Source organism: Spirochaetota bacterium, from assembly GCA_035477215.1.
Lineage (GTDB): Bacteria > Spirochaetota > UBA4802 > UBA4802 > UBA5368 > MVZN01.
The window spans coordinates 1-22,929 of record DATIKU010000023.1; the positions used below are offsets into that span (position 1 = coordinate 1).

General features: G+C 58.7%; 24 protein-coding genes. 10 read left to right on the plus strand and 14 right to left on the minus strand.

Going from position 1 to position 22,929, the window contains the following annotated elements; translation table 11 throughout:
- The 7 genes from VLM75_05500 to VLM75_05530 all read right to left on the minus strand — a co-directional run.
- Positions 1–327 (minus strand): AMP-binding protein (locus VLM75_05500; GenBank protein HSV96376.1); only part of this gene is annotated, 327 nt, incomplete at its 3' end.
- 280 nt (positions 328–607) lie between these two features.
- Positions 608–742 (minus strand): hypothetical protein, encoded by a 135-nt coding sequence (locus tag VLM75_05505; protein ID HSV96377.1) that lies wholly within the window; start codon positions 740–742, stop codon positions 608–610.
- Positions 743–774: 32 nt separating this feature from the next.
- Positions 775–990, minus strand: coding sequence for a type II toxin-antitoxin system HicB family antitoxin (locus VLM75_05510; GenBank protein ID HSV96378.1), 216 nt, complete (start codon positions 988–990; stop codon positions 775–777).
- Entirely contained in the window at positions 977–1,240 is a 264-nt protein-coding gene (locus tag VLM75_05515; GenBank protein HSV96379.1) for a type II toxin-antitoxin system HicA family toxin, read from the minus strand. The genes VLM75_05510 and VLM75_05515 overlap by 14 nt, the downstream gene beginning before the upstream one ends.
- A gap of 188 nt (positions 1,241–1,428) precedes the next feature.
- Positions 1,429–1,608, minus strand: a complete 180-nt coding sequence (locus VLM75_05520; protein HSV96380.1) for a hypothetical protein — start codon at positions 1,606–1,608, stop codon at positions 1,429–1,431.
- A gap of 1,355 nt (positions 1,609–2,963) precedes the next feature.
- Positions 2,964–3,245 carry a hypothetical protein gene (locus VLM75_05525; GenBank protein HSV96381.1) on the minus strand — a complete coding sequence of 94 codons (282 nt, stop codon included), beginning with the start codon at positions 3,243–3,245 and terminating at the stop codon, positions 2,964–2,966.
- 10 nt (positions 3,246–3,255) lie between these two features.
- A complete protein-coding gene (locus tag VLM75_05530) occupies positions 3,256–3,474 on the minus strand; it encodes a hypothetical protein (GenBank protein ID HSV96382.1) in 219 nt (72 codons plus the stop codon).
- A 105-nt stretch (positions 3,475–3,579) separates the two neighbouring features.
- On the opposite strand from VLM75_05530, the gene VLM75_05535 reads away from it, so the two are divergent.
- Positions 3,580–4,521: a hypothetical protein gene (locus tag VLM75_05535; protein ID HSV96383.1), complete on the plus strand. Its 942-nt coding sequence runs from the start codon at positions 3,580–3,582 to the stop codon at positions 4,519–4,521.
- A gap of 599 nt (positions 4,522–5,120) precedes the next feature.
- Here VLM75_05535 and VLM75_05540 read toward each other — a convergent pair.
- The gene (locus tag VLM75_05540) at positions 5,121–5,945 is read right to left on the minus strand and encodes an MBL fold metallo-hydrolase (GenBank protein HSV96384.1); all 825 of its coding nucleotides are present in this window, start codon (positions 5,943–5,945) and stop codon (positions 5,121–5,123) included.
- Positions 5,939–6,433: a winged helix DNA-binding protein gene (locus VLM75_05545; GenBank protein ID HSV96385.1), complete on the minus strand. Its 495-nt coding sequence runs from the start codon at positions 6,431–6,433 to the stop codon at positions 5,939–5,941. The genes VLM75_05540 and VLM75_05545 overlap by 7 nt, the downstream gene beginning before the upstream one ends.
- Before the next feature lie 180 nt (positions 6,434–6,613).
- Here VLM75_05545 and VLM75_05550 point away from each other — a divergent pair, with 180 nt between their 5' ends.
- Together VLM75_05550 and VLM75_05555 are read left to right on the plus strand one after the other, a co-directional pair.
- Complete coding sequence (locus tag VLM75_05550; GenBank protein HSV96386.1) at positions 6,614–9,022, plus strand: penicillin acylase family protein; 2,409 nt, start codon at positions 6,614–6,616, stop codon at positions 9,020–9,022.
- A 60-nt stretch (positions 9,023–9,082) separates the two neighbouring features.
- The gene (locus VLM75_05555) at positions 9,083–9,766 is read left to right on the plus strand and encodes a hypothetical protein (protein HSV96387.1); all 684 of its coding nucleotides are present in this window, start codon (positions 9,083–9,085) and stop codon (positions 9,764–9,766) included.
- Here the strand turns inward: VLM75_05555 and VLM75_05560 are convergent.
- Complete coding sequence (locus VLM75_05560; protein HSV96388.1) at positions 9,763–10,104, minus strand: hypothetical protein; 342 nt, start codon at positions 10,102–10,104, stop codon at positions 9,763–9,765. The genes VLM75_05555 and VLM75_05560 overlap by 4 nt on opposite strands.
- 208 nt (positions 10,105–10,312) lie before the next feature.
- Between VLM75_05560 and VLM75_05565 the strand changes: the two genes are divergently transcribed.
- Positions 10,313–11,209, plus strand: coding sequence for an RluA family pseudouridine synthase (locus VLM75_05565; protein HSV96389.1), 897 nt, complete (start codon positions 10,313–10,315; stop codon positions 11,207–11,209).
- Positions 11,210–11,226: 17 nt separating this feature from the next.
- Here the strand turns inward: VLM75_05565 and VLM75_05570 are convergent, their stop codons facing one another.
- A complete protein-coding gene (locus VLM75_05570) occupies positions 11,227–11,709 on the minus strand; it encodes a hypothetical protein (protein HSV96390.1) in 483 nt (160 codons plus the stop codon).
- A 138-nt stretch (positions 11,710–11,847) separates the two neighbouring features.
- On the opposite strand from VLM75_05570, the gene hrpB reads away from it, so the two are divergent.
- The 3 genes from hrpB to VLM75_05585 all read left to right on the plus strand — a co-directional run bounded on the left by hrpB (position 11,848) and on the right by VLM75_05585 (position 17,372).
- Entirely contained in the window at positions 11,848–14,352 is a 2,505-nt protein-coding gene (gene hrpB / locus VLM75_05575; GenBank protein ID HSV96391.1) for an ATP-dependent helicase HrpB, read from the plus strand.
- A 468-nt stretch (positions 14,353–14,820) separates the two neighbouring features.
- Positions 14,821–15,711: a hypothetical protein gene (locus VLM75_05580; GenBank protein ID HSV96392.1), complete on the plus strand. Its 891-nt coding sequence runs from the start codon at positions 14,821–14,823 to the stop codon at positions 15,709–15,711.
- Positions 15,712–15,872: 161 nt separating this feature from the next.
- Entirely contained in the window at positions 15,873–17,372 is a 1,500-nt protein-coding gene (locus VLM75_05585) for an NADP-dependent glyceraldehyde-3-phosphate dehydrogenase (protein HSV96393.1), read from the plus strand.
- Between the two features lie 27 nt (positions 17,373–17,399).
- Here VLM75_05585 and VLM75_05590 read toward each other — a convergent pair whose 3' ends face one another.
- Positions 17,400–18,146 (minus strand): 1-acyl-sn-glycerol-3-phosphate acyltransferase, encoded by a 747-nt coding sequence (locus VLM75_05590; protein HSV96394.1) that lies wholly within the window; start codon positions 18,144–18,146, stop codon positions 17,400–17,402.
- A 245-nt stretch (positions 18,147–18,391) separates the two neighbouring features.
- Here VLM75_05590 and VLM75_05595 point away from each other — a divergent pair, with 245 nt between their 5' ends.
- Complete coding sequence (locus VLM75_05595) at positions 18,392–19,624, plus strand: DUF2804 domain-containing protein (protein HSV96395.1); 1,233 nt, start codon at positions 18,392–18,394, stop codon at positions 19,622–19,624.
- A gap of 5 nt (positions 19,625–19,629) precedes the next feature.
- On the opposite strand, the gene VLM75_05600 is transcribed toward VLM75_05595, so the two are convergent.
- Positions 19,630–19,854: a DUF2905 domain-containing protein gene (locus tag VLM75_05600; GenBank protein HSV96396.1), complete on the minus strand. Its 225-nt coding sequence runs from the start codon at positions 19,852–19,854 to the stop codon at positions 19,630–19,632.
- 91 nt (positions 19,855–19,945) lie between these two features.
- Between VLM75_05600 and VLM75_05605 the strand changes: the two genes are divergently transcribed.
- Both VLM75_05605 and VLM75_05610 read left to right on the plus strand, forming a co-directional pair.
- Positions 19,946–21,238: a radical SAM protein gene (locus VLM75_05605; protein HSV96397.1), complete on the plus strand. Its 1,293-nt coding sequence runs from the start codon at positions 19,946–19,948 to the stop codon at positions 21,236–21,238.
- Positions 21,239–21,298: 60 nt separating this feature from the next.
- Complete coding sequence (locus VLM75_05610) at positions 21,299–21,526, plus strand: hypothetical protein (protein HSV96398.1); 228 nt, start codon at positions 21,299–21,301, stop codon at positions 21,524–21,526.
- A 3-nt stretch (positions 21,527–21,529) separates the two neighbouring features.
- Here the strand turns inward: VLM75_05610 and VLM75_05615 are convergent, their stop codons facing one another.
- Positions 21,530–22,909: an MFS transporter gene (locus VLM75_05615; protein ID HSV96399.1), complete on the minus strand. Its 1,380-nt coding sequence runs from the start codon at positions 22,907–22,909 to the stop codon at positions 21,530–21,532.
- Between the last annotated feature and the right edge of the window lie 20 nt (positions 22,910–22,929).

Sequence of the window (22,929 nt, forward strand, 5' to 3'; positions counted from 1 at the left end):
ATCGGAATGCTGGAGGATGAATTCAATCTCCAGCGGCACCAAGCGCACGTTGATAGGGACAAACATCGCCCCGAGCTTATGCACCGCCAGATAGCTGTAATACGCCTCGATGCTGTTCCCGTGCATGAAGGCCACCTTGCAGCCTTTTTTAACCTCGAACTCCGCAAGGCCTGCGGCAAGGGGATCGGTGATCTCATCAAGCTCTTTCCACGTCTTGCGATCCCATTCGTCGGTCCGGTAATTGACGGCGACGACCGCTTCCCTGTCAGGAAAATCGACGACGTTCCTCTGGAGCATTTCAGGAATGGTTTTCGGTATCATATACATGCGGCATTCCTCCTCTTGGTTGTATGGGATTCTGTTTCTGTTTAATGAAATCCCGATTGCAAATTCCCTGCGACGCACCACTTGTGTGATGAGGTTACCACTATACTTTTATCCTAAGGGTGGCCCGGTGCTGCGCAAATACGGCTTCCATGGCAATATTGTGAAATATCACTTAATATTTGATAGAAGTAGTTAAATAATACAAATTAAATATCCAGGAAAGTACCCTCCCCTCGGAGCACAGTTCCTCCCGACATAAGGCATGATATCGGAAGTGACTTCAAGGGGAAAACGCCCTCTCCCCGCAAAAAAGCCCCTTGACAGGGGCCTTAAAATTTTGCGCGAACTCGGCGATACTCTTTTCCACGTCTATGATGCGCCCGTTGATGAACACCTTGTTGCTCCACGATTCCACGGTGCCCACCAACGAAGTAGAGTGGAAAAAGATCAGGCGTAGATCAGTTTTCCGCGAGGTTTCGGGATCTCCCTTCCCATCTTATGGGCCGTTTCGATCCATTCATCGATAATTCCATGTACGTTTGCAAGCGCATCCTCATAGCTTGCACCGTCGGACATGCAGCCGGGAAGCTCGGGCACCTCGGCGAGAAACGCCTGATCATCCTCGCTCCAGTAAATGATTACTTCATATTTATGCCTGTTCATCGTCGTCTCCTAACTTGTACTTGGTGATCACATTTCTCACCTGCTTTACCTGGTACGGTTTCGCCTTGCTTCCCAACGGCTGAATGTTGATGATTTCAACAACGTTGTCTTTATAATAGATATGGTGGTCACCCTTGATTCGTTCACTGAATCCCAGGCGTTGTAACACGCCGCATAGCTCCTGAAATTCGATGTTTTTGTCATGGCGTCCTGTAAGAATTTTGTTCAGCAGTTTTTCAAATTGACTCATAGTTCTCCACGTGATTCTTCAAATATAGCGGCATGGTCATATTTTTCAAATCATTTTATTGATGTCGCCGTCAAATGAAGCTCCCATGAGAGGCGTACTTCAACCCCCAAGCGATAGTAATAAAACGATAAATATTGAAAAATTCCTTATTTTCTTCATGGTTAGATGTTCCTGCTTATTATAATTTACTACATCCCATTTATCCTCTTTGCCAGGTTCTTCGTGAAGTTCGCCGCCCCCGTGTCCAGGTCCAGCATGGAGCTCACGGCCTCCTTGTGGGCGAACTCGGCGATACCCTTTTCCACGTCGATGATGGGCCCGTTGATGAACACCTTGCCGCTCCATGACTCGACGCTTCCAACCAGCATTTTCTCCGCCGATAAAAGTTTCCCCACCTGCACCGCGCAGGACGTGTCCGTGCAGCCGTCTTGACGAAGGCTTGCTCTTTCAGGATGGCGTTCATTGCCGACCGTTCGATCACCTTGAACTGGCCGGTGTTGATGAGCTCCGTGCGGAGCCATTCGCTCACGCGCGAGGCGTCGGCCTTGGACACGCCCTTTCCGTCGAAGTCGATGACGGCGATGAGGAGCATGTCAGTGTTTTTTACCATAGTAATAGTTTTTGATTGTGCTGATTTCAGCATCTGAATTATTTGTGAATTTCCTTCTTTTCCGCGAATATTAAATCATCGATGTACACAACGGCACCCTTTCTAAGCAGCATTTGAACAATAGTGGAATGATTAGTCCGTACTGTATAGGTCAAAGCAGTCCAACACCTCCCCCGTTCGCACACTCGAGAATTTTCATCGGCTCCTTTTTCAAGCAGAAACTTTACCATATCGGTTTTTCCTTGATAAGACGCATACATCAGTGCTGTCACTGTTCCCGATATTTCATTTATATCGGTTCCTTTGTCCAGCGGGGCTTTTACCGTTATAACATAACCTTCACCCGCTGCACGAGAGAGCGGAGAAAGACAACCCACAAGCGTTAGTAAACACACTAAAAGCAGTAAAATATTTTTGCCTTATTCATAAATGGATATCCTCACATTTTATTAGCTTTTTGACATTTAGGGAACCTCTATAAATTACCCTTTGCTTGCTTTTTAATGTTTTTTAAGTTTCACCAATTGGGTTTTACCCATGGCGTGCCTGCCAGCACTTGCATCATTACAATAATCCCATGTACTTTTACCGCTCAGCATCAATTCTATGCATAGGAGCAGTATCGCCGCATATTATACGCCAGGTTGATCATTCCAACCGATTCCGAAATTCGTTTCAATCCAATGCATCGCAGATAATTACCTTTCATCCAGTGTATCATTCCGAAAACATGTTCAATGCGAGCCCTGGTGCGTGATTTCTTACTATTGTGTTCCCGTTGCTTCGCCGTCAAACATTTATGCCGATATCCTTTTTAATGAATCTTGCTGATAAACCCCCGCCTGACAAAACGCTTTCCGATGTATTCAGGTCGATACGCACCATCTCCTCATACGGGCTCCTTTTTCCCACGCGGCGTACCTATGATTTCGAAAAGTGGGCGGGAGTCGTGAACCTCGGCGCCAGGGACCGTATAATCGAGAATAAATTTTCGCTTTCGGTCTACCGCAAGATGGTTCTTATAGCCGAAATATGTACGATCATTTTCTCCGCCCACCGGGCCTCTATGTCTTTCTGCCTTTTCTTGTTCTCGCCCCGGGCTCAAGGAGAAGTTCACTCCTCCTTGATATACCTGTTCACCTCACGCGTGTTCCTCTGGCGAGGCACCTCCACAAATGAAGCATCCACTATCTTGCCCGATTTCGCCATCAAATTCGCCTTCTCGATCTGATGGTTGAACTTTCTAAAGGCCTTCCTGGAAATACCATGCTCCCTGAAGCGTTCCTTAATATAGCCATATCGTCTTCGCGTCCGGCATCTGATGCATCGTCTCTCCACCGGATACAAAACGCTCGAAGCTTCGCCGGTCTTTGAGCTGAAACTCCATCTGGTCATCTGAAAGACCTTAAAGATGCTGCAATATAACCACGCGAAACATCATCACTTCGTCAAAAGGCTTCCGCCCGGCATTCCTTATATTGTCAGGGTTCTCAATTCGTATCTCTTTAAGTATAGGACGAAACGATTCCCATTTTATTTTCTCATTAAGCACAAGCAATGGATCGCCAAGCTTCGTCAACTCCTCCAAACGCTCGATCTCATCGAACAATCCACGCTGTTTCATAATTTACGCCTTTTTGTGATTGATTTCTGTGGACTATTTCGCCATACTCCCCCTTGTCAATTAATTCACCTGATAAAATTGATTTTTAGAGGTTCACTTATTAATATGGATAAAATGATTTATAATATGATTTTGACAGCCATACTTCTTCCTCTACCGGATTATTTTTTAATGCATAGAGATATCCATCCAGAAAGCGAAAAGATCAGCACTCCCGAAAAGGAAATGATTGCCTTATATGGAAGGGAGAAAGTTGCGCGGTTTATCGATCCGGAGCTTTTTGAGAAAAATCATGTAGTTGCGTATTACGGGCACCCGAATTCAAAAATTATGGGTATTGTTGGGCGGCTTTCAAAAGAAAAACTAGCTGCTACCCTGAAGGAAAAAGCAGCGCTGTATGACAACCTGAACGGCGAAAGAGGGGTCATTCCGGCAATTTACATCATACACGGAACCTGTCAACCGGCCGGGAATATCAATATCATCAACCAGGACCTTGTCAAATCATATATTGATCTGGCAATTGAAAATGATTTTCTTGTGTTCCTTGATCATCAGATCGGCAAGTATTCATTGCAACACGCAATGAATTTGCTGCTTCCCTATCTGAAATATCCGAATGTGCATCTCGCCATAGATCTGGAATGGCGGACAACGCGACCGATGGAAGTAATCGGATTTATAACGGGAAACGAGTTGAATGATATTCAGGCGATGATGCAGAAATATATCATTGATAACAATATTCCGGGGAAAAGAAAGCTCGTTTTCCATCAGTTTAATTACAAAATGCTCAGAAATTCGTCGCTTGTTAAAGCGGCCTATGATCCGGTTCTTCTTGTGCACACCACTTCCGGCTGGGGCAGGCCGAAAGAAAAGCTGGCCACTCATGAGCGCAATGCCAAGGTATCGAATATTCCGTACAAGGGGTTTAAACTCTGGTATTACTATTCATCTAAAAAGGGGGTTCATTATGATGAACCGCTGATGTCCCCTTCCGAAGTTCTTGCTCTGAAACCCCAGCCGGGCCTTATCATTTATCAGTAAAAGCGATTATTATTCTAAGATGATCGTGGACAGAGCTGTATTTTATATAAAAACAGTTTATTCGTACACCTCAAATGAATGATAGAAATAAAAAAAATCTGGATTCCCGCAAAGTCAATTGATAGGAGTATCGAAAATCAGGATTCCCGGAAAGTTAACCCAAATTCCCTGTTTTTTCAAAAAAATCGCGCAGTTTTTCTAAAAGCAGAAGAGAAAAAAAGCGGTTCACACAAAATGTTTCGATCAGGCATGCTTTTCACAAGAAAAGCAGTAACAAGATAGAAAATGAAGGGATTTTTTACCGGCAGGACATAGTAAACCGTATATCGGAAAAGCGCTGAAAAAAAGAACCGCATAAAAAAATCATTCATCCACTAAAACCTTCTCGTCAAGTCCAGGAGGAGCTTTATTCGAATTTTGTGCTGAATGATTCATGTTTGCCTCCATGTTTTTGGAGGCATTATATTTCAAGGCCCCACGCAGGGGATAACGTGGGGAAATTGACGCTTGCCATTCGATGAACTTTCCGTGTTGATTATTATTTAATTTGATTCCATGACTTCGCCGGCCGGCCCGGGAGTCCGAGAAAAAAAGCGATACTATTCCACCCACGCATCCACCGGCCCGCCGCCGAGGATGCTCCGCACCGCGTTCACTTTCGCGTAGTGCCCGCCGGTAATGTAGAACATGGCGCCCTCGCGCCCGAGGAGCTTTCGAGCGCTCGCCCGGGGTGAAAGGCCCCTGCCGTGCAGCTCGAGCACGTCGTCGCGCAGCCGCGTCATGAAGGCGACCTTTTCCCCGAGCTGTTTGGTCCCGTCGCGCACCACGCCGAGCAGGCCGCAGAATATCGTATCGACATCGAGTTTCGCGAGATCCATGAGAGATTGAAGTAGAAGGCCGTAGTCCTCGTCGCGCCTGAAGTATTTGATCTTTCTGCCGCAGAAGACGTCGCCGGTGAAGAGCCATTTTCTGTCGGGCTCGTAGAGGCAGATATGGTCGCAACTGTGCCCCGGGGCGAAGAGCACGCTGAAGGAGTGGTTCGCGGTGCGAATGGTTTCCCCGATCGGCTGCGCCGCGGAGCCGTCCGGACGCTTCCAGACCACGAGCTGGTAGGGCTCCAGGGGCATCCTGCCGGGATCGGCAATCCAGGGGATGGCGCGATCGTGAGCGTAGATTGTCGGACCCTGGGCCGCGGCCAGGGCTGCGTTGTTGCCGGTGTGGTCCTCGTGGTGGTGGGTGTTTACGATTGTCCGCACCGTCCGTCCACGCAGGGCGTCCATGAATTCGCGACGCGCGGCGATGGTGCCGGTGTCGATGAGGAGGTCGTCGACGAGAAAGGCGCGCACCCAGTAGGGCACCACCGGTCCGAGGCTCCTGCCCATCCTGAAAAGCGTTACGTCCTTATGCGTTGATGTGATCAGCATGCCGCCTCCCTGCCGGGCGTGATCCCGCGGGCTTGCCGCCGGTCCCTGGTTTCGTCGTATTTCAGATTGGAGCTCATCTTTTCGAGCAGCAGAAAGAGCGTCCGCGACTGGCGCGCGGAGAGCCCGCCGAACAATCGCTCGTTCATCAGCGCCGAAATCTCACCGAGGGCGGGTATAATCTTTACGGCTTTTGGCGTGATGGATATCAGCGTGGCGCGGCCGTCCTCCGGGTCGGCGACCCGTTTGAAGTAGCCGTGCCTCTCGAGGGCCTTCACCACGCCCGTGATGGTCGACTTATCCTTGTACGTGCGCCGGGCGATCTCTTTCATGGACATCGGACCGCCGGCGGCGACGATCATGAACACGTCGCCAAAGGAGGGGGCTATGCCGTTGATGCCCCTGCGGGTCATTTCGCGCTCGAGAATGCAAAGCGCCCGCCGGCGCAGCCGCCCGAGGGCGTAGACGAGGTTGTTCCTTTCGATCTTCATCGCGGTATGCAATGCAGGATAATAGTTTGGTAGTAAACTATGTGCGGGCGTTCTGTCAAGTCCTTTTGGTATTCGGTGGGCGGCACGATGATTCTCCGCTCTAAAAAACTTCTTGTATAATTTCGAATTCAGTGCACATCATCGGGCTTCCCCATATCGAATAATTGCATGGAGCGGCCCATGAATCCCACGCTCAGTAAGTGGTTTAAAATCTCCGCGATCGCAATTGTCGCGCTTGTCGTCATCGCATTCATTTCTTTCCAGGTATTTTTCAGGCTCGCGGTACCGTCGTATACCGGCACCGTCGACATTCCCGGCCTGAAAGAACCGGTCGAGGTCCGCACTGATGACCATGGCATTCCGCACATCCTGGCCAAAAACGACGAGGACCTGTTCTTCGCGCAGGGCTACATCACGGCCCGCGAGCGGATGTTTCAGATGGACCTCACGCGCCTGGCCGGCAGGGGCGAGCTCTCCACGTTCTTCGGCGAGAAGACGCTGGAGACCGACCGGTATTTCAAGACGCTCGGCTTTTATCGCGCGTCGACAGACGAGTACAGACGACTTTCGCCGCCAACGAAACTCGCGGTCGACGCGTACACCCGGGGCGTGAACGCGTACCTGGCCACGACGAAGCGCCTGCCGCGCGAATATTTCATTCTGGGAGCGAAGCCTTCTGAGTGGAAAGCCGAGGACTGCCTGGTCGGGGCGCTCCTCATGTCATACCGCCTCAGCGCGCCGCGCTCGACCAAGGCGATCCTGCAGCGCATTTACGACTACGCCGGCGCGGCGACGCTGAACAGGCTGCTGCCGTGGGTGCCCGCCGACGCGCCGGTGATCTCCGGCGAGCCGCCGCGCGCATCGTCGGCCGTCACCGTTCGTGACCCGGGGACTCGAAACGCGCGTCGCGACGAGACCGCCGCTGCTGAGCCCTTTTGTCCGGTCCTCATGCGCCAGCGCGCGAGCAACTGGATGATCTTCTCCGGCTCCCGCACCGCCACGGGCAAGGCCGTCTTTACGGGAAGCCCGGACCTCGAGGCCGTCATCCCCTCGCTCTTTTACCTGGTGCACCTAAAGGGCGGCTCTTATGACGTCATCGGCGGTTCGATCGCGGGTCTGCCGGGCGTGCACGCGGTCGGCTTTAATGGAAGGATAGCATGGAGCATCACCGTGGGGAACGGCGACAATGTGGACTTTTTCGTCGAGAAGCCGGATCCGGCGAACCCGAACCGGTACCTCACGGAAAACGGATACAGGAATTTCACGGTCATCGAAGATCCGATAAAGGTTAAAGTTAAGGGCGGTTTCCGCGAGGAGAAGCTCACCGTGCGCGTGTCGCGCCATGGCCCCGTGATAAGCGCGGTGATGAAGGCCTTCCCGCCGAACTGCGCCATGCTGTGGCCGGGGCTCATGGGGCGTGATGGATCCATGGACGGCCTGCTCACGCTCAACCGGGCGCGTACCTTCGCCGAGTTTCGCTCGGCGCTCGGCATGGTGCGCGGGGCGAGCGTCCATTTAGGTTACGCCGACGTCGATGGCAACATCGGCTACCAGTACGTGTCGACCCTGCCGGTGCGCAAAGGCGGCGAGAACCCGGTGGCCATGCCGGGCGAGAAGGGCGCCCATGACTGGACGGGCTTTCTCCCTTACGAGCGGCACCCGTACGAATACAATCCGAAAAAGGGGTACGTCGCCTCATTTAACCAGATGCCGGAGACCGCGCCCTTCTACGGCACGGCCTTCTTCCTCTTCGAGCGCGGCTACCGCTTCGAGGAGATGGTGCGCACGAAGGAGCGTTTCACGATCGACGAGATCCGCGCCATGCAAAACGACACCGGCTCGAACCTGGCGAAGCGCTTCGTGCCGTATATCGCCGCCGCCTGCGCGAAGGACGCGTACCTCGCGCCCTACGCGAAGAGGCTCGAGGCATGGGACCGTTTCGTGAGCACGGAGAGCGTCGAGGCGACCATCTTCAACGCATTCGTGACGAAGCTCATCGGCAACACCTTCACCGACGAGCTCGGCGCGAAGATCGTCGACGAGTTTTTCAAGGACCTGTATGTCTCCATTCCCGTGCAGTGGCTCATCCGCTACCTTGACGAGCCGGGCGGCGGCTTCTGGGACGATATGACGACGAAGGACGTCCGCGAAACGCGCGACGACATGATCGCCAAAAGCATGAGGGACGCCCTCGCGCAGATCGGCGAGAAGTTCGGCGCAAACGAGAAGAAATGGGCATGGGGGCGCGTCCACAAAATGATGATCAAGCACCCCCTGGGCACGGTCCTGCCTTTCCTCAATCTGGGGCCCTACGAGTACGCGGGCGACGATTTCACGATCCACGCCGGATGGTGGGACCGTTACAATCCCTTCGATATGAAAAGCGGCGCGGCCATCCGTCTCGTCGTTGACATGGCGGACCTTTCGACCATGACGGTGATGAGCCCGCCCGGGCAGTCGGGCCATTACCTGAGCCCGCATTACGCCGACCTGGCCGAGACCTGGGCGAAGGGCGGACAGGTGAGCGCTCACTATACGTCGGCGGAAAAGCTCGACAGGGTGCTCTCGCTCGCGCCGGCGAAGCGGTGACGCGGGGGCCACATAAAACGCACGCTGTCACTACTGCTCGACGCGCTCGAAGAGTTCTACATGATACCGATCGTCGCGCTGGGCATCGCGGCGATCGGCTGGTTCATCATCCCCGACTTTTTCCGCGTCACCCTGGCCCGCGAACCTGCCGCCGCGACGGTGCGCCAGGTGATCGAAGGCCGCTCGCCGAAGTTCGTCGTCGTGAAGGGCCGCTTCGATTATACGGGCATCCGGTACCGGTGCAGGAAAAACGAGGAGCTTGAGCGATGCCTGCCCGAGGCCTATCTCTATCCCCTCTTCGACGCGTCCACCGGCGAGGGCGTTTACGTGGAATCGCCGCTCGACCCCGATATCTTTCTCCCCATGCATCCGGGCGAAACGGCCGTCACCGCCGTTACGAAAAACATCTCGGCAAACGACCGTAAATACCACCTGTTCCTCAATATTACCGAAATTTCGGAATGGTCGGAGAGGCGGTTGAAAGCATACCGGAAGATCAATATAAACAGCCCGGCGATGGAGGATATCATTAACCTGCTTTCGGGAAGCGTGAAGGCCCCGTTGAAGGTGAGTGACGAAACCTATCTTGACGCCGACTATTCCATATACAGGGGCTTCTCGGGCTATTTCATCGGAGGCTTCGCGATCGTCATCGTTCTGGCCGGCATTCCGCTTGTTGTCTTCGGCGCGGCCTCGGGAGTTGATAACCTCAGACGGAAATACCGCGACGGCACGGACGCTTAATCCTCTTTCCGAATCCTCAGGTTTTTCATCAGCAGTACGGCGCAGAACGCGATATCCAGCATGAAGACCGCGACCGGGGCCAGAAGCATAATCGCCATCCATCCCATTTCGAGCCGCGCGGCGGGTGCATCCCTGGTGAGGAACATGGCCAGTATCACGGCGAGGACGGCCAGGAGCGAGCCGGCGAAGAGGATGATGAGGAAGATCGCGCCGCAGCCAAGTACGACGAGCGCGTTGTAGAGCGGGGGATTGGCGGCGTACGCGTCGGGGAAAAGGACCGGAAAGAAGGCCAGACGGCTTTTTCTCCTTTCATGTGATGAGCTGATCGCGCTTTTCATGTGCTTTTCCCATTCCCGGGAGGGTGAAACCCATATTGGCTTTGTATCACTGTCCGGCAGCGCACGTCAAACCCAATACGCGCCGGGGGTGCCCGGGTCGGCATGAAAGCTCGTTGACAATCCATCGGGCTTTTCCACAGAATATTGTCCGGCCTGTTTATGGCGTCTGTATTCCCCCGCGAAGGGAAAGTAAGATGGAGTTGATGGGATGAACGTCACCGCGAGACATATCGTTCCTCAGGGAGCGCACCGGGTCCGTTTCCGCGAGTACGCCTGCGAGATGTTCGCCGTGTTCCCCTCGCGCAAGGGGATCGTGAAGGCGATCAAGCGGGGCGAGTTTACCATCGATGGAACGGTCGCCTGTACCGGTTCGTGGGTGCTGCCGGGCCAGGTCATCGAGCACGTCGATCCGGAGCGTTCCGGGCCGAAGCCCTTCGTGCTGCGCCTGCGCGTGGTGTTCGAGGACGAGCATATCGCCCTCATCGAGAAACCGGCCGGCATCGTGGTGAACGGCAACCGCTTCAGGACGATCGAAAACGCGCTTCCGTTGAACCTCGCCACCTCGCCCTGTTACGACGCCCTGCGCCGTCCGCGTCCCGTGCACCGGCTCGACGGGCCCACGGGCGGGCTTCTCCTTGTCGCAAAGACTTCCCGTGCGATGGTCGAACTGGGAAGGCAGTTCGAGGATGGCGCGGTGGACAAACGCTACCGCGCCATCGTCATGGGGTGCGTCGAGGGCGAGGGGCTCATCGACGCGCCGGTCGACAGACGCCGGGCCGTCACCGCGTATCGCTCCGTGCGGCACGTGCCCTCGCTTCGAAGCGGCCGGCTCTCGCTCCTCGATCTGTGGCCGCGGACCGGGCGTACGCACCAGCTTCGCCGCCACCTGGCGGAGGCGGGCTTTCCCATCCTGGGAGACGCGGCCTATGGCCCGGAAGGGCTCGTCTTAAACGGCAAGGGACTTTTTCTCGCGGCGGTCGGGCTGTGCTTCGACCATCCGCTGACGGGAACGCGGCTGGACTTGGCGATGGACGATCCGCCGAAGTTCGCAAGCCTGCTCGACCGTGAGGAGCGTCGATGGCGGAAGTTCAACGAACCCAAGTGACGCTCCTTCAGGCTCGTCTACTTTCCGTCGCGCTTCGCCTGATCGCGTCTGTTCCTCGAGGAGATGTGTCCCTTTATTTTCGCGGGCGTGCCGAGGTCCTTCCTGGCAATCGCGGCCTTTCCGGCTTTGGCCGGCTTTGCCGCCGCGCGGGTTTTCTCCCGGTCCGGGCCGGTCGTACGAAGCGCCTCCCTGTGTTGGCGGGCCTTTTCCCTGAGGGCCTGGCGTTCAAGCTCGATCTGGCGCTTTTCGTACGAGCGTACGACAACGGCGAAAAGGCGCGCTTTTTCATTCGATCGCAGGGCCGTTTCGCGTTTCCCGGCCTCCCTCTTCTGTCGTATGGCCAGGTTGCGCCATTTTTCAAGGAGACGTCGTGTGGCTGCGAGCTTGGTTTTGATTTTCGCCGCTGAAAACGACTCGATGGCGCCGGGCAAGCTTTCCTGCGCCAGTTTCCATTCCGATGCGGAGCAGAGCTGTTTGTACTGGTTGATGGGCATGGTCATTCTATCTCCCGTAGAATTTTTCCCCGTGCATGAGGATTCTGAACAGTATAGTCGATCCGGAATATCCATTCAAGGCAAAAACAGATGTAATCATGCGGCGATGATTGCACTTCCGCTTGACGAACCGAAGCCCATACCATGGAAATACCCGGCATGACGCGCGACGAAATAAGCTCCCTTCCTCTCCATCCGCGGCTCGACGAAGTCGCCGACGCGTTCGCCCGGTCGGGCCTCCTGCTCCTCTCGGCCGAGCCGGGGGCGGGGAAGACCACGCTCGTGCCGTGGCGCCTGCTTGCACACCCCGATTTCGCCGGTTCGAAGATACTGCTCCTCGAGCCGCGACGCATCGCCGCGCGCATGGCGGCCGACCGTATCGCCGCGCTCCTCGGCGAGGAGGTGGGGAAGAGCGTCGGGCTTCGCACGCGGCGCGAGACCATCGCGGGTCCGTCGTGCAGGCTCGAGGTGGTGACCGACGGCGTGCTGGTGCGCATCCTCCAGTCCGACCAGGCGCTCGGCGGATACGGAGCGGTCATCTTCGACGAGTTTCACGAGCGCGGCCTCATGGCCGATCTCGCCTTCTCGCTCGCCTGGGACTGCAGGCGGCACCTGCGGGGCGACCTTCGCATCATGCTCATGTCGGCCACGCTTCCCGCGGGCGATTGTACGTCGGCCTTCGGCGAATGGCCGCGCCTCGAGGCGCCGGGAAGGAGCCATCCGGTACGCGTCGAGTACCGCCCGCCGCGCGCGCGTGAGCGGATTGAAGAGGGAGCGGCGCGCCTCGCGCTCGAGGCAATGGAATCATTGAACGGCGAACCGGGAGGCGTGCTGGTGTTCCTTCCCGGCTTTCGCGAGATAAACCGCGCGGCCGATATCCTCGCCGGCAGGGTCCGGGCGCGCGCCGCCGTGGAGGTGTTGCACGGCCGCCTCTCCCTGGAACAACAGCGGCGCGTGGTGCGGGGGACCGGCCGCGACGGACGGCGTATCGTGCTCGCCACCAACGTGGCCGAGTCGAGCCTTACCATCATGGGAGTCCGTGCCGTTGTCGATACGGGTTTCGAACGCCGCGTGCGCTTCTCTCCGCGCACCGGCATGGGGCACTGGGAGACGGTGCGCATATCGGACGCATCGGCCGTGCAGCGTTCCGGCCGGGCGGGGCGCCTGGGGCCGGGGCTGTGTCTTCGCTGGTGGGCCGGGGACGAGCCTCTCGCGCCCTTCAGCCCGCCGGAGATACTGGAGGCCGATCTCGCGCCGATGTATATCGAAACGGCGGCCTGGGGCGCCGCTTCGCCGCTCGATCTGGTGTGGATGACGCCGCCGCCGGAGGCGCATTTGAAGAGGGCCGCGGCGCTGCTCGATGAGCTTGGGCTCGTGCTCGGCGGCGCGATCACGCCGGAGGGGGCGCGGGCCGCGCGACTGGGGCTGCATCCGCGACTCGCGCGCATGGTGCTTCGCGCCGACGCGGCCGGGCTCGCGCCGACAGCATCGCTCATGGCGGCGATTCTCGAAGAGGGCGAAGGTCCGCGTCCGGAGAGCGCCGATTTCAGCGAGCGCATGGAGGACTGGCGTGCGTGGGAGCGCGGCGTACGGGGGTCCGTTTCTGATTCACGCGCCGGGCGCATACGGGACGAGGCGCGCCGCATACTGCGCCAGTGCGGCGGCGGTTCGTTCAGGGGGGATGATGTGGACGTCTCGCGCGCCGGGGAGCTTCTGCTGTGGGCCTACCCTGACCGCGTCGCGCGCAGGGCCGGCGCGGACCGCTGGGTGATGGCCGCGGGCCGGGGGGCGCGGATGGCCGCCCGCTTTCCCTGTGCGGAGGATTTCCTCGTGGCGCCCGAGATGGACGGCGGCGGTACCGAGGCGCGCATCTTCAGCGCGGCGCCGGTGGCGCGGGAGGCGATCGAACGCGCGTTCGCGCCGCTTCGCGAGGAGGCCCGGTTCGAGTGGAGGGGTTGGAAACCTGTGGTGACGGTCGGCGTGTTCGCCGGGGGGCTGCTTCTAAACGAGCGGCGCTCTGGCGCTCCCGGCGGGGACGATCTGCGCGAAGCCGTTATGCGTCGCCTCGAGGCGGAGGGGCTTGAAGTCCTGCCTTGGAGCGATGGTACGCGCCGTTTGCTTGCGCGCTGTCGCTTCGTTCAGCGGCGCGGCCGCGTGCGGGCATGGCCCGATTTCTCCGACGAGGCGCTCCTTCGCGACGCGCGGGAATGGCTGCCGCCCTTCGGGAACTATGGCGGCGGCGAGGTATTCGGCGAGGGCTCGCTCGCAAGCGCGCTCGCGTACCGCCTGGGGCGCGTCATGCGCGCGCGGCTGGACGCCGAGGCCCCGGAGAGCGTGGAGCTCCCATCTGGTTCGCGCCGCGCGGTCGATTACGAAAGCGGCGATATCCCGGTAATCGCGGCGCGCCTGCAGGAGTTTTTCGGCTGCACCGAGACGCCCCGCATCGGCGGCGAGGGCGCGCTTGTGCATCTCCTGAGTCCAGCCGGACGCCCGGTGCAGATAACCCGCGACCTGGGCGGTTTCTGGGAGCGCTCCTACGAGGAGGTCCGCAAGGAGCTGGCGGGGCGTTATCCGAAACATCACTGGCCGGCCGATCCCCTCGGGGCAAAGCCCACCGCGCGGGCGAAGCAGCGCAAGGGCCGGGGATGACCGCCCGAGATGAAAGGACTTATCACGGTGAAAATATGAATTGTGTCATTGCGAGGAGCGCAGCGACGTGGCGATCTCTAAAGGCAACACGTTGCTTCATGGGGCTTTGCATTAAAAGAGATTGCCACGCCCCGATACGGCCCGGGGCTCGCAATGACAGGGTAATTCAGGAGCCCGTACGCCCCCGAACGACCGGGGCTCGCAATGACAGAACATCGCGGGTGGCCGAGCGATGCGGCGATAGTGCATGCTGCCAAACGGTCATCGCGAGGAGGCCGCAGGCCGACGTGGCGATCTCATTAAACCTGGAGTTTCAAATATTGAATAAAAGTTTTAATAGGATTGCGCTGGTTAGGATGGCCGTGCGCGCCGGACTGGCCCACGCACCGGATCTTTGGCATTTTCTTCCGGACCGGTTGCGGTCCGTCCGTTAAATTGAACGCGGCGGATGCCGCAATTGGAGAAGGCATGAAACTGATCAGCGAAAACGACATCAACACGGCCGTCGCGAAGATGGGCGCGTATGGCGACAATCCCATACAGAGCCTTATATCGGTGATGAACGGGGAGCAGGGAGACCTGCTCGATTACCTTGTCGAAGTCGAGGCGGACGACTTCAACCGGGACGAGCGCGACCTGCTCCTTACAGTCGTCGTCACCGCCTGGTTTATTCTTAAAGACGCCGCGGGCAGCATGCCTCCGAAGAGCGGTGCTTTCATAGATTATTTGCTCGAACGTAATCTCGACCGCTACGAGGAGATAGGCGAGGAGGAGGAGGTGACGGCGGACGGCTTTTTCGACGAGCTGTTCGCGGAAGGGGCGGAACAGCCCATACTCATGGGATTCCTCTCGGGGCTGGTGCTCGACCGGCCGGAAAGTTACGCCGGCGAAATCCGCGACGAGCACGTGCCTGCCATTCTGCTGCATGTAAAAACCGTCGTGGACGCGCTGGTCCTCGACGAGGAGGAATGGTCGGCCGAGCGGGAGGTGGGCGAGTTTTCGCAGGAGGACTTTGACGAAGCGGCTATGATCGTCATCGGTCTGTACGAGGAATACGAAAATAGCGCGAACTTCGAAAAACTGGGCGGGCGCGAAAGGGCGAACTCGCGAATGATCGTTACCGGTTTCGGCGAGTTCATGTATAATTACTTTTTGCTCATGCCGGCGGCATGGACGTCGCAGCGCGCAGCCGAGGTGTGCGCGGAGCTCATGCCGCGCAAGGTCCTCGCACCCGACGACTTCTTCGCATCGTTGTATCCGGTGTTGATCTCATTCATGGGTTTTGTCGCGGAAAAGGGGGCGGTGCCCCATGCGGATCGCATCGCCAGGCGGCTCCTTGCATCCGGGGGGAAGCCCTGATACACCGCTCTCCTCAAACCTGAATTCGGACCGAGGCGACATCTTCCCATCGGTTTCGGATGAGACACCGCTTCGGGTTCGAAGGATCCATAAAATGCGCTGGTAATTTTGTCGGCCGCGTGCTGCGATACGGACTGCATCGGAAACAGGGGGGAACGGCCATGACGAAATTATCATCGTTTAACGATGTCTCATCCGGCGGCGTGTACAATTATTTCGCGCAGGGGGCATACACGGCTTCCGGATCGGGAAAACTGATCGAGGTAAATAATCCCGTTGACGGCGGGCTCCTCGGCACGACCCAGGCGATAACACGGGAAGAGCTCGACGCGGTGATCGAATCGGCATGGAGGCGGTTCCCCTGCTGGCGCGATACACCGCTTCGGGAGCGCGCGGAGCTGTTGCACCGGGCCGCCCGGATAATGGAGCGCGAGGCCGACGTGCTCGCCGAAATCCTCTGTGACGAAATCGCCAAGCCGATAAAAAGCGCGCGCGAGGAGATCGTCCGCACCGCGGAGATCTTCGACTTTACCGCCGAGGACGCGCTTCGACTTGAAGGTGAGACGAAATTCAGCGACGTTTTCGCCCAGCAGAAGCGCGACAAGATTTCCCTCTCATACCGCGTGCCGCTCGGCGTGGTTCTCGCAATCGGGCCGTTCAACTACCCGTTCAACCTCACCGGGACCAAGATCGCGCCGGCGCTGGCGGGCGGGAACGCCTGCATTGTCAAGCCCCCTTCGGCGGGCGCCATGACCTGCCTGTACTTCGGCGCGATCATGCGCGAGGCGGGCCTTCCCCCGGGCGTACTTTCGATCGTAACGGGCAAAGGGGATGAGATCGGCGATTACATCGTCTCGCATCCCGGCATAAGCATGATCGCGTTCACCGGCAGTTCCGCCACGGCGCGGCGGATAGCCTCGAAGGCCTCCATGGTGCCGCTCCTCTTCGAGCTGGGCGGCAAGGACGCGGCGCTCGTGCTTCCCGACGCGGACCTCGAGCTCACCGCCTCGCAGATCGTCTCGGGCGCGTTCTCATACTCGGGTCAGCGCTGCACGGCGGTCAAGCGGGTGCTCGTCTTCGAGGACAACGCGCGGGAACTTGCGGACAGGATAACGGCGCTTGCCGGGAAGCTCACCGTGGGATTGCCGCGCGAGGACCCGGTTATTTCGGCCCTCATCTCGCCCGCGCAATGCGATTACGTACAGGGACTCATCGACGACGCGCTGGCGAAAGGCGCGTCGCTGTTATGCGGCAACCGGCGCGAGGGAAGCATAATGCGTCCCACGGTGCTGGACCGCGTGACCGCGGACATGCGCGTGGCGTGGGAAGAGCCCTTCGGGCCGGTGCTTCCGATTATGCGTGTGAAGAGCATCGCCGAGGCCGTCGAAATCTCGAACCGCTCGGAGTACGGGCTGCAGGGGAGCATCTTCACCGGCGACATCAACTCCGCCATCAACATCGCCATGCAGCTCGACGTGGGCACCGTGCAGATTAACTCGAAGACTCAGCGCGGGCCCGACCACTTTCCCTTCATGGGCACAAAGTCGTCGGGACTGGGCACGCAGGGCACGCGCTACTCCATAGAGGCCATGACGAGGATGAAGTCCATCGTCCTGAACCTCTCGGAGAAGGGGAAGGTGGAGCTGGCATGTTCGTCTTGAAGAAAAAGTCGGCGCAGGGGCGGCGGTTCAGGCCTGGCCCAACTCCTCCTGTAAGCGCAGGCGCTCAGTATTGATCGTTTCCCACAGCCGCCTGGAGAGCTCCTCCTCGCTCGCGTCGGCGAAGCTTTCATACGGCACCTCGTCGAGCACGCGCACGCGTATGCGGTGCGTGCCGTGGTAGTTCACGCTGTACTTGGGCAGGGCGTGGCGCGTGCCCTCCACCACGACGGGCAGTATCGGCACCTTCATCTTCTTGGCGAGGATGAATGCCCCCATCTTGAAGGGCTTGAGGTTTCCGTCGGGCGAGCGCGAGCCCTCGGGGAAGATGAAGATGGAGCTCCCCTCGGCAAGTCGTTCCTCGGAGTCGGCCATCATCTGCGCGATGCTTCCCTTGTCTCCCCTGCGAAGTTTGATGTAGCGGTTCAACACCATGTTCCAGCCGATAAGCGGAATCTTGAATATCTCGCTCTTGGACACCCACTTGAAGTGGACGTAGAGCCTGAAGAGCACCAGAATGTCGAGTTGTGACTGGTGGTTGGAGACGATGACGTAAGCGGCGTCGCGGCGGATCTTTTCGCGTCCCTCGACGCTGACCTTCCAGGCCGGCACGATGTAGGTGTAAAAAGCCCCCCAAAAGCAGGTGTAAAGGTGCAGCAGGCGCAGCCGCCGGTCGAAGGGGCGCGTGACGAGCCAGATGAGCACTGCCATGAAGTAATAGAAGATCGATGTGGTGATGATTACGGTCAGAATGAGTACCGCTATAAATCTTTCCATCGGATTTTCCTGGATTGGAGTATGCGCACGGATAGGGTATTTCTTTCAAAAAGGGCCGATTTATGCAATATTTTTATGCGAGGCCGGGCGGAAATAGGCGGACTCGGGAAAGTGTACAATCGAAGGAAGATCATCTAGCGGGCCTCGAGCCGCGTCCGCCATAATGATGGACCGGCTTGACATCCGGCTTCCGGTATGATAGGCAGACGACTGGACTTCTCACTCTTTATTCCCGAGGTGTTATTATGACAAATGCTATGATGCTCACGCTCCGGGCGGTCCTCGTTCTTGCCTTAGTGGTTGTCGCGTCGTGCTCCGCGGAAAGGGCGGGCGACGGGAAAATCGTCGACCAGCACGGCAAGGCGATCGAACCGATACCGGAGCCCGCGGCCCTGGATTCCGCGCAGGTTGAAATTCGAAGGGCCGTGGACCTCCTCGACGCGGATGGAAAGCTCGCCGTGACGGGGTGGGCCCGCGCCCCGGTGGCGCGCTTCAATCCGGAGAACATACGGGCAGACGCGCGGCGCGTGAAGAAATGGGAGCACTACACCTTTTACGGCGGCCGCTACGCCGGCGGCGTAACGATCTCCGACATCGCCACGGTGGGCATGGGGAGCGTCGAGCTCTTCGACATGGAGACCGGCAGGGAGGTCCTCGCCCGCACGCTGATGGTGCGCCCGGGCGCGATCGCCTTCCCCGACGACACGAAGGGCGACCTGGAGTTCCGGAAGGGGAGCTCCTTTATGGTTATACGAAAACGGAACGGCCTCAGGACGGCGGAGTTCCGCTTCGACGAGCGCGAAGGCGGCGAAACTATCGTCGGGCGGCTGGTCTTCCGCGAGCACGGAGAGGAGGCGCTGGCAATCATCACGCCCTTCGAAGACCCGCTCCATTTCTTCTACGAGTACAAGGTGCCGTCCCTCTCGGTCGAGGGGGAGATGTCCTATCGCGGAAAGACCTATCCGGTGAAGAGCGGCGAAAGCTACGGCGTGCTGGACTGGGGCCGCGGGGCGTGGCCGCAAAAAAACCGGTGGCTGTGGGCCGCGGGCGGGCACACGGTGAAGGGAAAGCTCCTGAGCTTCAACCTGGGCTACGGCTTCGGTTCGAAGGCCGGCGCCACCGAGAACGGCATCGTATACGGCGGCCGCGTCCACAAGCTCGGCCGGGTGGTGTGGAAGTACGACATATCGGATTACATGAAGCCGTGGACTTTTAAATCGGCCGACGGCAGGTGCGAGATGAGCCTGCGCCCGGTATATCTCCTGCACTCGGACATCACCCTGGCGCAGATGTTCGGTTTTCTCAAACAGCTATGGTCGCTTTTCTCGCTTTCCGAGATCAGGGAAATTGTTGCTACCGAGGCCTACCTGAACAAGGTCATAGGGTATTATACGGGCTTCGTCGTGCTCGACGATGGTACGCGGCTCGAGGTGAAGGACATGCCCGGTTTCGCCGAGGTGATGTACCAGGTGTGGTGAGCGCCTCACCGCACTCTGCCCGCCAGGTAAAGGATCAGGCTGAGGACGACGCTTATGACCAGGCCGCTGGCGAGTGGTATGTGGACGCTGAAATGCTCCTTCCTGATGGTGATGTCGCCCGGGAGCCTGCCGAGGTTACGTATGACAGGCAGGGAGTCCCCATACAGGAAAAACACACCGGCCAGAGCGATGACGATGCCGAGGATAATGAGCGTTTTACCGATGTCCATGATGCATACGTACGGAGAAAACGATGATCCGTAAAGCACAATTCGCGGCGTGCCGGCCAACCCTCCCCGTGCCACCGAGGACGGGAGTCCGATGAGCACCGCCCACACCGCCTCCCTCGAGCCCTTCGAGACCTGCTCGATCAGGCCGCCCACCGAGAACGCCAGTCTGAGCTTCCGGCTGACGCGCAACTGCCACTGGAACAAATGCGCCTTCTGCCCGGTCTACAAGTGCGGCGCGCGCTTCTCCCGGCGCTCCCTCGACGAGGTGTTCGCCGACATCGAGCGCGCCCGCGCGCTCGATGATTACCTCTACGAGCGCGGCATCGGCTTTCCCGTCTACACCCCTGCCGATTACGCGCGCGCCGCCGGTGTGGCCGAAGAGATCGGCAGGGCGCGCCGGGAGGCGGGGGTGCCCGACCCCGTCACGCCGGAGGGAGAACCGGCCGCGGTGAGCCCCCGCATGCGCTGGTTTATGCAATGGTTCCGGGACCGTCCTTCCATAGAGGACTGCGTTTCACAGCTCGTAAGCTGGCGAATTGCCGGTGGGACGACCTGTTTCCTCGGCGATTCGGACGGCCTCGCCCTCAAAGCGGATTTTCTGTGCGCGGTGCTTCGGCGGGTGCGGGAGCGCTTCGGAACGGTGCGGCGCTTCACGGTGTACGGCAGGACCCGTTCCGCCGCGCGGCTGCGCACACTCCGGGAGCTGGAGCGCATGCGCGAGGCGGGGCTCGACCGCGTGCACTTCGGCCTCGAGAGCGGGAGCGACCGGGTGCTCGCCGCGGTGCGCAAGGGCGCCACCTCGCGCGACCACGTTGACGGCTGCCGCACTACGCGCGAGGCGGGGTTGTCGTGCTCGGTGTACGTTATGCCCGGGCTCGGCGGCGCCTCGCTCTCGGACGAGCACGCGCACGAGACGGCGCGCGTGCTGAGCCTGGCCCGCCCGGAATACGTCCGCCTGCGGAGCCTCGAAATCTTCCCCGATTCGCCGCTCGAGGAGGAATTCCTGTCGGGCCGTTTCGTTCCCTGTACCGAGGAACAGGTGGTGCGCGAGATACGCGTTATGATCGAGGAAAGCGAAGGGGAGATGGAGATCGCAAGCGACAGCGCATCGAACCTCCTGGACCTGTACGGCCGACTGCCGGAGGACCGCCCGGCGATGCTGGAGGAGATCGACCGCTACCTCGCGCTCTCCCCGCGCGGGAAACTTGAGTTCAGCCTCGTTCGCCGGCTGCGCGCCTTCGCCGGGCAGTACGGCGGCCTCTCGGACGACGTCGACGAAGCCGTACTGCCGCTTGTCGGGAACGGCCGGATCGATCTCTCCCGCGCCGACGACGCGCTCCTGTCCTCGCTCATCGCGCTGATCCGGGGGAAACTCATGCCCTGAGCCGCACAAGGCGGGCATAAAAAACCGGACAGACGAGCGGCGCGGTGGCATCAGGTTTACATGAAGAAGTCGAATATCATACTGTTCGGTGATCCGGCGCTCTGGGAGGAGGCGAGGCCGGTCATCGCGTTCAATAAAAAGCTCGACCATCTCGACGGCGTGCTTTTCATCGACCGGATAAAGGACGCATTTATCGTCAATACAACCGATGGGAGCGGGCTTTCGGTCAGGGGAATGCTGATCGCTTCTCCGCCGGCGGAACGGCGATCGGCGGGGATCAAAGATTGAGCCCTATGTCCGCGAGCTTATCCGCTCGCGTATCTCGCGCACCATGCGGCCGTGAAACTCCTCGGTAATGGGGAAGCGCGCGATGAGGATCATTCCCGCGATTACGAAGACGACCGGTATGATGGTAAGAAGGGCCTTGATGCCGAAGAGCGCCTCCGGCCCCTGCGGTCCGGCGGGGGTGTAACCCGAGAGCGAGAGCACCGTCCCCACGATGAGGCCCGGAAACGCCACCGAAAGCTTGAAGGAGAAAAAGAAAAAGCCGTAGAGCATCCCCTCCTGTCGCCGGCCCGTCTTCCACTGCGCGTACTCAACCGTGTCGGGGACCATCGCCCAGGGCGAAAGGTACACCGTCCCAAGGCCGAATCCCACCAGACCGAAGAGCGCTACGGTCAGCGCAGGATCCATTTCCGCGAAAAAGAAGATGGGTATTGAGAGCGTTGCCATAATTCCCATCCCAAGGTTATAGGCGAATTTCTTGCCTCGCCTGCGCGAAACGCGCAGGTAGAAGGGGATGGATAACGCTGATGCCGACATGAGCACCACAAAGGCGACCGGGATGAGGTTCTCCGCGCCGAGGTTGTATTTGAAAAAGTAGACCACCACGCCCGACATGGTATTGAGCGCCACCTGATGCATCATGACGCCGAGGGTGAGTATGATAAAGGGCCTGTTTTCGAGGACGGCCCCGAGGTCCCGGGCGAGCGCGACGCCGTCTGTGTCTTTAGGGGGCCGTGCCGTGCGCTCGCGCACCGCGAAGAACGTTACGAAAATGGTAATCGCCATGATGACGGCGTAAAGTGTTCCTACCGCCCGGAATCCCTCCACCGGCCCCCCGCCCAGGGTGGCGACCAGGGGCATGGTCGCCGCCGCTCCGACGAGCGTACCGGCGATGGAAAAGAACATGCGATATGCCGTCAAGACCGAGCGCTCGTGGGAATCGTCGGTGAGATCGGCGGTAAGGGAAGCGTAGGGTATGCTGAGTATGGTCGTGAGCAGGCAGAAAAGCGTAAACGCGCCCATCGCGTACGCGACGCGCCAGGCCTCCTGGGAAATTGCCGGAGAAGCGTACAACATGGCCATGCTGAGCGCGGCGGGGATCGCCCCGAGAAGGAGGTAGGGGCGCTTTCTTCCCCAGCGTGTCGACGTATGGTCCGAGAGATAGCCCATCGCCGGCGACACGAACGCGTCGATGATTTTGGCGAAAAACAGGATAAAACCCGCGGCTGCCGACGAAATGAAAAATACATCGGTTAGATAATACAACAGGAACAGAGCGGGCAGGTTGAATCCAAGGCTCAGGCCGAAATCGGCCGCGCCATAGCCGAGCCGTGCGCCCACGCTTACTCTGTCCGCGGCCGCGCCGCCCTGGTGCTTTTCGGTCATTGGATTGCGGGTGAATCCGG